Consider the following 11,672-nt stretch of genomic DNA (forward strand, 5'->3'; position numbering starts at 1 on the left):
TGGTGGCAGCGCGCGGTGGACGACTTCCCCGGACGTTGACGAGATGTTCACTCATCTCGTGCCGATTTCTGGCGTTGCATCAAGCACAACAGCATCCATGTCGCTGAAGACGCTCATGCGCCGTCACTATGCGACGGGGCCGGCTGCCATCAAGCCGGCCGAAAACTCAAAGTGCCCGGCAACATTACAATTGCGATGCTGACCTGCCATCGGTAATTTCCCCCAAGGTGGTTTGGTGTCCGCCCTTGGTAAGAACGGTGTTTTAGGCCAGACACCAGCGGGATAGATTTTTGTTCGTTCATTGTTCTTGTTTTATTCCTTGACCTGTGTTTAGCTGCAAGCTGTTGACGTTGACCAGGGAAAGTTGTTTCACGGCAGCATTGAGCAGGGACAGGCCGCATGGTTGGAAGAGTCAGGACGGTTGCATTTCAGGGCATTGAGGGCGTGCCGGTGGATGTGCAGGTGATGTTCGGGCCGGGTAAGATCGCCGTGCAGATCGTCGGACTCCCGGACAAGGCCGTGGCTGAGAGCCGTGAACGGGTGCAGGCCGCCATTCATGCCTCCGGCCTTGCGATGCCGCCGAAAAGGCTGACGGTCAATCTGGCGCCGGCTGATTTGCCCAAAGAGGGTAGTCATTTTGATTTGCCGATTGCGCTGGCGATCATGGCGTCACTTGGCGCGGTGCCGGCTGATGCGTTGGCGGAATTTCTGGTCATCGGCGAGCTCAATCTCGATGGCACGATCGGTCCGGTCGCAGGTGTGCTACCGGCGGCGATCGCGGCCAATGCGATGAACCGGGGCCTGATCTGCCCGCATGAATGCGGACCGGAGGCGGCCTGGGCCGGGCCAGGCTTCAATATCCTAGCTCCGCGCAGCCTGATCGGGCTGGCAAACCATTTCCGCGGCACGCAGGTGTTGACCCGACCCGAGCCTGCGGTCCGCCAGAATCCGGCCAATCTCCCCGATCTCGCCGACATCAAGGGCCAGGAAAGCGCCAAGCGGGCGCTGGAGGTCGCGGCGGCTGGCGGGCATAATCTGTTGATGGTCGGGCCGCCCGGTTCGGGCAAGTCGATGCTGGCGCAGCGTCTGCCCTCGATCCTGCCGCCGCTGACATCAGGCGAATTGCTTGACGTGTCGATGATCCACTCGATCGCCGGCCAGCTTTCCGGCGGCAAGCTGTCGGACCGGCGGCCGTTCCGGGCGCCGCATCATTCCGCCACCATGGCGGCGCTCATCGGTGGTGGAATGAAAGCGCGGCCGGGAGAGGCGTCGCTCGCGCATAATGGCGTGCTTTTCCTCGATGAATTGCCGGAATTCCACCCGCAGGCGCTCGATGCGCTGCGGCAGCCGCTTGAAACCGCCGAATGCGTCATCGCCCGCGCCAACCATCATGTCAGCTACCCCGCCAGGATCCAGCTGATCGCGGCGATGAATCCCTGCCGCTGCGGCATGGCGGGCGAGCCGGGGCATACCTGCCAAAGAGGTCCGCGTTGCGTCAGTGACTATCAGGGCCGGATCTCCGGGCCGCTGCTCGACCGCATCGATATTCGCGTCGACGTGCCGGCCGTCTCGGCCTTCGACCTGATCCGCCCGGCAGCGGCCGAGTCGAGCGCGGTCGTTGCCAAGCGCGTCGCCAATGCGCGGCAATTGCAGCGCGACCGCTTCATCGCCGCCGGCCAGCCGGAGACGGATTGCAATGCCCGGTGCTCGACAATGCTGATCGAAAAGATCGCCGAGCCGGATGCCGGCGGATTGCAGCTGCTGCGCGAAGCAGCCGACCGGATGAAGTTTTCCGCCCGCGGCTATCATCGGATTCTGAAAGTGGCGCGGACGCTCGCCGATCTCGACGGTGCGGCGCATGTCGGCCGCATTCACCTTGCCGAGGCGATTTCATACCGGATTGCTGGTGATCGATTGCTGAGTGCGGCGTGATCGGGGAATGGCCGATGCCGGATTTCATCAGGTTGAGCACGATGTGGGATGCTTGCCCGGGCTCGCCGGAGCCCGAATGCTCCGTTGTGGGGTCGGCGCTAACCCTCCGCTTTCTCCTCGGCCCATGGACGAATGAGGCGGAGCATGACGCGTGGGGAACCTTGACGTTTGCCGGCTGCAGCCGCTGGCGCCTGGGCCGGACGAATGACGAAGGCTGGTATCTCGGGCAGTGCCGCTATAGCGGAGTGGCCCCGGGATGGGGAGAGTTCTACGAAATTACCGGACCTGACGATCGCCGCGACGCGCCGACCGACTGGCGCGCGCTGAAAGGTGGCGGAGACCGACATTTCCTCTACTATTTCAAGGACGAGACCTTCGAGTGCCTCGCATCGGACTGGCGATATGAAGGGGCCAGCATGGGGCCGGCCCAAATCGGTCGTCGTAAAAGCTGGCCGAATTAACCGCCCAATCCATCGAACAGCACGGTCGACAGATAGCGTTCGGCAAACGAGGGAATGATCACGACGATATTCTTGCCGGCATTTTCCTCGCGCTGTCCGACCTTGATCGCCGCCGTCAGTGCCGCGCCGGAGGAAATGCCGACCGGCACGCCTTCGAGTTTTGCCACCAACCGGGCATTGGCGAAGGCGTCGTCGTTGGTGACGGTGATGACTTCGTCATAAACAGATGTGTCGAGGATTGCCGGGGCGAAGCCGGCGCCGATGCCCTGGATCTTGTGCGGGCCGGGATTACCGCCGGAGAGGATCGGCGAATCCGCCGGTTCAACGGCGACCACTTTGATCGACGGTTTTTTTGCCTTCAGCACCTGGCCGGCGCCGGTGATCGTGCCGCCGGTGCCGATGCCGGCAACAAAGATGTCGACCGTACCGTTGGTGTCGTTCCAGATCTCCTCGGCCGTGGTCTTGCGGTGGATTTCCGGATTGGCGGGATTTTCGAACTGTTGCGGGATGATTGCGTCGGGCAGCGTCAACGCCAGTTCCTCGGCCTTGGCGATGGCGCCCTTCATGCCCTTCGAGCCTTCCGTCAGCACCAGCTCGGCGCCGAGCAGCAGCAGCATCTTGCGGCGCTCCACCGACATGGTTTCGGGCATGGTCAGGATCAGCCTGTAGCCTTTGGCGGCCGCGGCGAAGGCGAGTGCGATGCCGGTATTGCCGGAGGTCGGCTCGATCAGCACTGTCTCGCCGGGCTTGATCTTGCCCTGGGCTTCCAGCGATTCGATCATCGCTACGCCGATGCGATCCTTGACCGACGAAATCGGGTTGAAGAATTCGAGCTTGGCCAACAGATTGGCCTTGACCCCCTTCTCCTTCGCCAGCTTGTCCAGCCGCACCAGCGGCGTGTCGCCGATGGTTTCCGTAATCGAATTGTAGATCCGGCCCCGACCGGGCTTGCGTGTTTCCGCCATGGCGTTTCTCCCTGTTGTCGAGAGGAAACTAGGCTGCAAGTGCCGATATTTCCAGAGAGATTCGCATGCGCCAACCGGGTTTGCGGAAATAAACTCCCAAAGGCGGCCAGACGGCAGCGTCTTGCCTCAGTTCGAGCGAAGCGCGATATAGGCCGCTGTGCCGGCCAGGAAGCTGGCCGAGATCCGGTTCACCCGCTTCAGCGCGGCGGGATGGCGCAGGAAATTGCGCGCTTTGGCCGCGAGCAGAATATAGGGGACCGTGACTACCGTCAGCACGATGAAGGTGATCGCGACCAGTTCCRGGTAGCTGGCAAACCGGATCTGGTCGAGACTGACCAGTGTCGGAACCAGTGCCACATAGAAAATCATCGCCTTTGGATTGCCGAGCGTGACGAACAGGCCCGACAGGAAGGAATGCGTGATGGTTCGGCGCGGCACTGTCGTGATATCCGTCTTGATGATGCCGGCGCGCCACATCTTCAGCGCAAGCCAGGCGAGATAGGCGACGCCGAGAAACTTGATGACCAGAAAAACAGTGCCAAAGGCCTGCGCCAGGACGGACAGACCCAACACCACGGCCGACAGGAAAATGATGTCGCCGAGCATGATGCCAAGCGCCATGGCAAAACTCTCGGCAAAGCCGGCGCCGAGGGCGCGCGCAACCAGCGCCGTGATCCCCGGCCCGGGAATCAGGGCGACGACAAACAAGGCGAAAGCGTAGGCGGCGATGGTGGAAAGCGTCATGGCGGCACTCCAGCTTGGTGCGCATACAGCCATACGCAATCGGCAGCGTCAGGTCAACCACCGAAATAAGAAATTTATGGACATGTTTTAATTATTCCGTATTTTATACGGCTATTTCTATTTTTTCCGATTGGTGATCTATCACACGAGAAATTGTCAGAAATCCGCCATCGGCGAAAGCATGACTTGCCTGTCCTTCAACACATCCAGAAGCGCGCCCTTGACCATAAGATAGTCGAGCCGTGGCCCTCGCATCGGCATATCCTGCAGGCCGAGCCGATCGGGCGGAAACATTACTTCCACCTCTTCCATCTCGATACCGATTGCTGCGACGATTTCGGCGAGGTTCGGGATCATGCGGCCGACGACGTCGAGCAGCCGGAACCGGCCATCGATCTCAGCCCATGCGACCACCACATCGACATCAGGCAGATAGCTCAATCGCGCCGCTGGATTGAAGCAGGCGTTGAGCATGAATTCGATTGCGTGGCCTGCGACCGCAAAGCGCTCCGACACCGGTATGCGGGCATCGAGCAGTGCACGGATCAGCGCGGCATCGGCCGGTGCATCGATCGACAACGGCCGCGCCGCAGTGACCGTCGTCTTCGCCAGCCTCGGCACGAGGAAACTCCATTGCGGCACAGAGCGAAAACCGTAGGGCTCGTAAAGCGCCGGCGTTTCGGTGAGCAGCAGGCCGGATGCGTAACCCTGGTTTTCAGACCATTGGAAGGCCCGGCGCATCACATCGCGATAGAGACCGCGGCCACGGTATTCCGGCCTGACGGCACCCGATTGGTAGCCCACGGCCCGAACCGGCTTGCCGTCGACCATCAGCGGCATAGCAAAGGCAGAGAAATTGGCGACGCATTGGCCGCTCTTGTCGAACCAGCCGAATGGCATGGAACTCGGATCGGGGCCGCCGAACCGGTCAACCAGCGTTATGTCCAATGAGAACGTGTCGAAGATCAGATCCGCCAGCGCCTGGAATGCCGCGGGGTCGTCGAAATAGCCGGCCTTCAGCGTCAGCCCATCCCGCTCGACCGGCCCCGTCATTGCAGCCCGGTCGAGCCGAAGCCGCCGGCACCGCGCGTGGTCATGCCGGCCAGCGCTCTTTCCTCCATGACCGCCTGCACGACCGGAGCGACGACAAGCTGGGCGATGCGCATGCCGCGTTCGACAACGAATTGCTCCTCGCCGAGATTGATCAGCAGCACATGCACTTCGCCGCGATAGTCGCTATCGATCGTGCCGGGCGTGTTGAGGCAGGTAATCCCGTGCTTGGCCGCCAGACCGGAGCGCGGCCTGACCTGCACCTCATAGCCCGGCGGGATTTCCATGACAAAGCCGGTCGGGATCAGCGCCCGGTTGCCGAGCTTCAGCACGATCGGCTTGTCGGCGGGAATGGCGGCGCGGATATCCATGCCGGCCGCCCCTTCGGTCTCGTAGGATGGCAGCGGCAGGTCCTCGGCATGCGGCAGGCGGACGAGGCCGATAACGGGTGTGATCATGCTTTTCTGGGTCATGGCGCTTTGTTGCGCAGGCGGTGCTGCCGGTCAATTGCATTTGCCGGCCCAAATCGCTAGATAGCCGGCAACCAACAGGATTTTCACGACGATGACAGACGAATTGGCCGAGGCGATTTCCCGCCGCCGCACCTTTGCGATTATCGCGCATCCGGACGCCGGCAAGACGACGTTGACGGAAAAGCTGCTGCTGTTCGGCGGCGCCATCCAGCTCGCCGGCGAAGTCAAGGCGAAGAAGGATCGCATGCAGACCCGCTCGGACTGGATGAAGATCGAACGTGAGCGCGGCATCTCGGTCGTCACCTCGGTGATGACCTTCGAATATGAAGGCAATGTCTTCAACATCCTCGACACGCCAGGCCACGAAGATTTTGCCGACGACACCTATCGCACGCTGACCGCCGTCGACGCCGCGGTGATGGTGATCGACGCCGCCAAGGGTATCGAGCCGCGGACGCTGAAACTGTTCGAAGTCTGCCGGCTGCGCAACATCCCGATCATCACCTTCATCAACAAGATGGACCGCGAGAGCCGCGACGCGTTCGAGATTCTCGACGAGGTCGAGGAGAAGCTGGCGCTCGACACGGCGCCCCTGACCTGGCCGATCGGCCGCTCGAAGACATTCTGCGGCTCCTATCATCTGGCGGAGAACAGCGTGCGCGGCTCCGACACCGAGATCGTGCCGGTCTCGGTCAACGGCCCGGAAGCGGTGGCCAACCGGCTGCCCGAAAACGAACGTGACGCCTTCATCGACGAAACCAATCTCGCCAAGGAAGCCTGCAGGCCGTTCGATCGCGACGCCTTCCTCGACGGCCATATGACGCCGGTGCTCTGGGGCTCGGCTCTGAGGAATTACGGCGTCCGCGACCTGATCAATGCGCTCGGCGATTTCGCCCCGCCGCCGCGCGACCAGGTGGCCGATATCCGCACCGTGCATGCGGCCGAAGACAACATGACCGCCTTCGTTTTCAAGATCCAGGCGAACATGGACCCCAACCATCGCGACCGTATCGCCTTTGCCCGCGTCTGCTCCGGCAAGCTCGAGCGCGGCATGAAGGCCAGGCTCGCCCGTACCGGCAAGCAGTTGGGCCTGACGGCGCCGCAATTCTTCTTCGCCTCGCAGCGCCAGTTGGCCGACACGGCCTATGCCGGCGACGTGGTCGGCATTCCGAACCACGGCACGCTTCGCATCGGCGATACTCTGACCGAAGGCGAGCAGCTGGTGTTCCAGGGCGTGCCGAATTTCGCGCCGGAGATTCTGCGCCGCGTGCGGCTGGAAGATGCGATGAAGGCGAAGAAGCTGAAGGAAGCGCTGCAGCAGATGGCCGAGGAAGGCGTCGTGCAGCTGTTCTCGCCGGAGGATGGTTCGCCGGCCATTGTCGGCGTGGTCGGAGCGCTGCAGCTCGATGTGCTGAAGGAACGGCTATCGGCGGAATATGGCCTGCCGGTGAGCTTCGAGATTTCCCGCTTCTCGATCTGCCGCTGGATCTCGGCCGACAACCCGCTCGATCTGGACAAATTCGTCACCGCCCGGCGCGGCGATATTGCCCGCGACCTCGATGGCGACCCGGTTTTCCTGGCGCAGGACAGCTTTTCGCTGCGCTATGAATCGGAGCGCTATCCTGCGATCAAGATGGTGGCGATCAAGGAATATCAGGTGGCGAAGGCAGCTTAAGTGGCGTGAGGCGGTTGCCGCAGGACCCTTCGAGGCTTTTCCGACTGCGTCGAAAAAGTACCTCAGGGTGAGGTGGAGATTGAGGCCTCTGCACGGCCACAAGCACTGTTCCGGCAAGGGGAGATTGGGGCACCCGCAGCGCTCCACACTCCCCCTCATCCTGAGGTGCTTTTTTCGACGCGGTCGGAAAAGCCTCGAAGGATCGGCCACACACACGCTGACGGGTACCGAAAGCACAGCCCATCGTCAGTCAACCGCGATGCCCGCACGCCCACTGGTCAAATCCAAAACCAATCTGGAAATAGCTTCAAGTTCTGCCTCCGGCAAACGGACGACCAGATCGGCGCCCTTCTCCGTGAACCGCTCATCCGCAATCCGTACATCCTTGTAGGACGCCAGCTTCGCCTTCACTCGCGCGAGTTCAGAAAATTCGAGGCTGATCATGCCCTCGACCGTAGGCTTCATTTCGACCAAAGGCGCGCCCTTGATACACGCCGCCGCCGTGCCGCCATAGGCGCGCACCAAGCCGCCGCTGCCAAGCAGGATTCCCCCAAACCAGCGGGTGACGATCACGACGACCCTGTCCAGCGATTGACCGTCGATGGCCGCAAGGATGGGTTTGCCCGCCGTGCCGCTCGGTTCGCCGTCATCGGAGAAGCGATAGGCGGCGCCGATCCGCCAAGCCCAGCAATTGTGGGTGGCGTCGGCATGGCCGTGCGCAGAGATCGCGGCCTTTGCCTCCTCGTCACTGGCGATCGGCAACGCGGTGGCGAGAAACCTGCTTTTCCTGATGATCTGTGCGAACGTGGCCGGTTGCTGTAGCTGGAACATGACACAGCATTATCGCCGGGATGCTATGAAGGAAAGCCCAGCCTCAGTCGAACTTCACCGCCGTCGTGTTCGACCCGCAGACCAGCACGGCGACGCGTTCGTCCTTTTCCGGCTTGTAGCGGCCGGAGAGGATTGCGGCCAGGGCGGCGGCGCCGCCGGGTTCCGTGACCACGCGCACATGATCCCAGAGCGCTTTCTGCGCCGTGCGGATCGCGTCGTCGGCCACCAGAACGGAAAGGCCGACATGCTTCTGGGCGATGGGGAACATCAGCTGGCCGACCTGCTTCGGCGCCAGTGAATCGGCAGCGATGCCACCTGCCGGGGCGTCAATCGGATGGCCGGCCTCGAGTGCGCGGTTGAGCGTCGGCGCTTCTTCCGGCTCGACCGCGACAACATGGATGCGGCTTTGATACCAAGCGGCGATGCCGCCGATCAGCCCGCCGCCGCCGACGGCGACGAGCAGCGTGTCGATATCGGGAAGGTCCGCCTCGATCTCCTTGCCCAGCGTGCCCTGGCCGATCAGTGTCTCGGGCTGGTCATAGGCGTGGATCTGCATGGCACCGGATTGCGCGGCAAAATCCTGGCTGGCGGCGAGCGCGTCTGCATAACGGTCGCCGCCGATGACGAGATCGGCGCCGAAGCTTCTGATCCGGTCTGTCTTGGCCTGAGGGCTGATCGACGGGACGAAGATCGTTGCCTTGATGCCGCGCTTCATCGCGGCATAGGCCACGGCTGCGCCATGATTGCCGCCGGAGGCCGCTACGACACCGGCAGGCGGCACGTCGCGGGTCAGGAGATTGGTGAAGGCGCCGCGCGCCTTGAAGGAGCCGGAATGCTGCAGGCATTCGAGCTTGAGGTCGAGCGGTCCGCCGAAAAGCCCGAAATCCTCCATGGCAACCGTCATCACAGGCGTATGGCGGATATGCGGCCGGATCAACGTCTCGGCTGCGATGATGCGTTCGGGAGTGATGTCGGTGATATCGGTCACGATTCTGGCCTCGCGGAGATTGATATTACTTCGTTACTTGGCAAAAAACGAAATGCAAGATGCCGACCTCTACAAAGCGCCGGCAGGGACAAAAGACCAGCCGTTCTCGAGTGGCTCAAGGACCCACACATGTCCCGCCACAGCTTGACGGCGATCCGGTCGAGGACGGCGTCTGCGCGCTCTACATCGCCGAAAAGTCCTGCGTCGGGCAGGCGACGCTGAGCGAATATAGGCGTGAATCTAGTCACCCAGCCGTTCCTGCAGGAAATCGACGACGGCGCGTACGGCCGGCAACTGGCCGCGGCGATGGGGCATCAGGATGGTTGTCGTCACGCTGCCGGCTGTCCAATCCGGCAGCAGGTGGACAAGCGTGCCATCCTCAAGTGCGGGACGGCAGATGGAGGTCGGCAGGCAGGTGATGCCAATGCCTGCAGCGGCGGCTTTCAGCAGTACGAAAGGTTCGTCGGCGGCGAGCACCGGCTGGAGATCAAGAGTAATCTTTTCGCCCTCATCGCTCTCCAGCCGCCATGTGACATCGCTGGCGCCACCGGCGATGATGCGATGCGATACCAGCTCTTCCGGCTGCATCGGCGCACCATGCCGCGCAAGATAATCCCGTGAGGCGACCACCAGGAAAGCATGTGTTGCGAGCCGCCGCTGCACCAGCGCCGAATCCGGCAACGGCTGGACATGGCTGCGGATCGCCAGATCAAACCCCTCCTGCACGATATCGACGAAGCGATCGGTGACATGCAGTGACAGCACAAGCTTCGGATAGCGCGCCGAAAGTTCCGGCAGGTGCGGGGCAAGCGTGAACTGGGCCGTCGGGACCGAGGTGGTGAGCCGCACCGTGCCGCTCGGCTCGCCGAGATGAGTGCGGACGAGATTTTCGGCATTCTCCGCCTCGATGACCGAAGCGCGCGCATGCTGGAAGAAATCGCGGCCAAGCTCGGTCAACGAAAAACTGCGCGACGTGCGATGGACGAGGCGGACGCCCAGCTGCGCTTCAAGCTCCGCCACCCTTTTGCTGACCGTCGATTTGGGAATGCCGAGGCGCTTGCCGGCGGCGGTGAAGCCGCCGCTTTCGATCGCCTGAACGAAAATCTGCAGATCGTTGAGATTCATTGTCTACATCTGTGGACATTGCTGCGCAAATTGAACGTCTTCTGCTCCAGCTTCCACGAAAGCATATAGATCGGGTCGATATCAATCAACCCGAAAGGAATGACCGATGCCCCTGACCCTGTTCTATGGCGTGCCGGAAGGCTGCTCGTTCGGTTCGATCGTGGCGCTCGAATGGTTCGGCGCCAAATACCATCTCTGCCGCGTCGACATGCCGAAGGTCGTCTCCAGCGAGGATTTCAAGCGGATCAATCCCATTGGCGAGACGCCGTCGCTGATGCTGCCGGATGGCAGCATTCTCAGCGAGAGCATGGCGATCCTGCACCATATTTCGGTCAAGGCGCGCAGCAAGGGCCTCGGCTTCGAGCCGGCATCGCCGGAGGACGACCGCCTGCACCAGATGCTGGCCTTTCTCAACACCAGCTTCTTCGGCGCCTTCAGCCCGCTCTGGTATTCGTTCGAGCATTCGCTCGATCCTGGGGCGAAGCAGGCACTGCGGGACTATGGCGTCAAGAAAGTCGAAAAGCGGCATGCCCAGCTCGAAGCGCTGCTTGGCGATCGCAAATGGCTGGTTGGCGACACGAAGAGCCTGGCAGATGCCTATTTTATCGGGATCGCCCGCTGGAATGATTTCCACCAGGTGGTCGACCGCCGGAAATTTACCGGGCTCAACAGTCTCTACGAACGTCTGCTCGAAGATCCGGCCGTACGTTTTGCCCATGCAATCGAGCATGGGGAGCCTGCGCAAAGCAGCGGCGGCTTCCAGGGACATGTGGGTCTCGATGAGGTGCTTGGACAGATGCAACAGGCAGCCTGACAGGCGCATCAACGGAGACAGGCCCGGCATTCGGATGCCGGGCCGGCAGACTATTCCGGCTTGTGGCAGACAACTTCGAGATTGTTGCCGTCCAGATCGATGACGAAGGCGGCGTAATAATGCTCGTGGTAATCCGGGCGCGGGCCGGGTCCACCATTGTCCTTGCCACCGGCCGCCATTGCCGCCTTGTAGAAGGCATCGACGGAAGCGCGATCCGGGCTGGTCAGCGCCAGATGCACGGATGATACAGTCGCTTCACCCTCCGCCTCGCCGAGCCAGAGCGGCGCCTCGTTCGGCTTGCCGAAACCGACCGCGACGCCAAAATCCATCTGCTTGCTAGCGCCGAGCGGCGCGAGCACGGCTTCATAAAAGGCTGTCATTTCCTTCAGTCGCTTGGTCCTGAGACCGACATGATCGAGCATGGTTTCCTCCATTTGCCGACGGCCCGCACCATAGCGGCGCTGGTGCCAGTTTCTGTCAGGGTGTGGTGTCACTCCTGCTTGGCGGCTTGGCCAATTCAGGCACGCATGCCGAGCTCGAATCTGATCCAGTTTTTCTGAATTGTCCAACCGCCGAAGCGACTGCTAGGGTCCGCCATAGTCATGGTGGAAGGA

Annotated in this window: 12 protein-coding genes; 4 read left to right on the top strand and 8 right to left on the bottom strand. The window is 62.0% G+C overall.

Annotated features, from left to right (window positions below):
- The first annotated feature begins 399 nt into the window (after positions 1-399).
- Together AC1D06_RS03420 and AC1D06_RS03425 are read left to right on the top strand one after the other, a co-directional pair.
- On the top strand, positions 400-1,932 hold the full coding sequence (locus tag AC1D06_RS03420) for a YifB family Mg chelatase-like AAA ATPase (RefSeq protein ID WP_477876140.1): 1,533 nt from the start codon (positions 400-402) through the stop codon (positions 1,930-1,932).
- A 14-nt stretch (positions 1,933-1,946) separates the two neighbouring features.
- Positions 1,947-2,393, top strand: coding sequence for a hypothetical protein (locus AC1D06_RS03425; RefSeq protein WP_477876141.1), 447 nt, complete (start codon positions 1,947-1,949; stop codon positions 2,391-2,393).
- Here the strand turns inward: AC1D06_RS03425 and cysK are convergent.
- The 4 genes from cysK to dut all read right to left on the bottom strand — a co-directional run bounded on the left by cysK (position 2,390) and on the right by dut (position 5,625).
- Positions 2,390-3,358, bottom strand: coding sequence for a cysteine synthase A (gene cysK / locus AC1D06_RS03430; RefSeq protein ID WP_477985006.1), 969 nt, complete (start codon positions 3,356-3,358; stop codon positions 2,390-2,392). The genes AC1D06_RS03425 and cysK overlap by 4 nt on opposite strands.
- Before the next feature lie 126 nt (positions 3,359-3,484).
- A complete protein-coding gene (locus AC1D06_RS03435) occupies positions 3,485-4,102 on the bottom strand; it encodes a LysE family translocator (RefSeq protein ID WP_477985008.1) in 618 nt (205 codons plus the stop codon).
- Positions 4,103-4,258: 156 nt separating this feature from the next.
- A complete protein-coding gene (locus AC1D06_RS03440; RefSeq protein WP_477985010.1) occupies positions 4,259-5,155 on the bottom strand; it encodes a GNAT family N-acetyltransferase in 897 nt (298 codons plus the stop codon).
- A complete protein-coding gene (dut, locus tag AC1D06_RS03445; RefSeq protein WP_477985012.1) occupies positions 5,152-5,625 on the bottom strand; it encodes a dUTP diphosphatase in 474 nt (157 codons plus the stop codon). The genes AC1D06_RS03440 and dut overlap by 4 nt, the downstream gene beginning before the upstream one ends.
- A gap of 91 nt (positions 5,626-5,716) precedes the next feature.
- On the opposite strand from dut, the gene AC1D06_RS03450 reads away from it, so the two are divergent.
- Positions 5,717-7,300, top strand: coding sequence for a peptide chain release factor 3 (locus tag AC1D06_RS03450; protein WP_477985014.1), 1,584 nt, complete (start codon positions 5,717-5,719; stop codon positions 7,298-7,300).
- 246 nt (positions 7,301-7,546) lie between these two features.
- On the opposite strand, the gene AC1D06_RS03455 is transcribed toward AC1D06_RS03450, so the two are convergent.
- The 3 genes from AC1D06_RS03455 to AC1D06_RS03465 form a co-directional block, all read right to left on the bottom strand.
- A complete protein-coding gene (locus AC1D06_RS03455) occupies positions 7,547-8,131 on the bottom strand; it encodes an IMPACT family protein (RefSeq protein ID WP_477985016.1) in 585 nt (194 codons plus the stop codon).
- A 43-nt stretch (positions 8,132-8,174) separates the two neighbouring features.
- Positions 8,175-9,119: a threonine/serine dehydratase gene (locus AC1D06_RS03460; RefSeq protein WP_477985018.1), complete on the bottom strand. Its 945-nt coding sequence runs from the start codon at positions 9,117-9,119 to the stop codon at positions 8,175-8,177.
- Positions 9,120-9,359: 240 nt separating this feature from the next.
- Positions 9,360-10,244, bottom strand: a complete 885-nt coding sequence (locus tag AC1D06_RS03465) for a LysR substrate-binding domain-containing protein (protein WP_477985020.1) — start codon at positions 10,242-10,244, stop codon at positions 9,360-9,362.
- 106 nt (positions 10,245-10,350) lie between these two features.
- On the opposite strand from AC1D06_RS03465, the gene AC1D06_RS03470 reads away from it, so the two are divergent.
- A complete protein-coding gene (locus AC1D06_RS03470) occupies positions 10,351-11,058 on the top strand; it encodes a glutathione S-transferase family protein (RefSeq protein ID WP_477985022.1) in 708 nt (235 codons plus the stop codon).
- A gap of 50 nt (positions 11,059-11,108) precedes the next feature.
- On the opposite strand, the gene AC1D06_RS03475 is transcribed toward AC1D06_RS03470, so the two are convergent.
- The gene (locus AC1D06_RS03475; RefSeq protein ID WP_477876151.1) at positions 11,109-11,480 is read right to left on the bottom strand and encodes a VOC family protein; all 372 of its coding nucleotides are present in this window, start codon (positions 11,478-11,480) and stop codon (positions 11,109-11,111) included.
- Positions 11,481-11,672: the final 192 nt, after the last annotated feature.

Source organism: Rhizobium sp. P2_G2 (assembly GCF_056403555.1).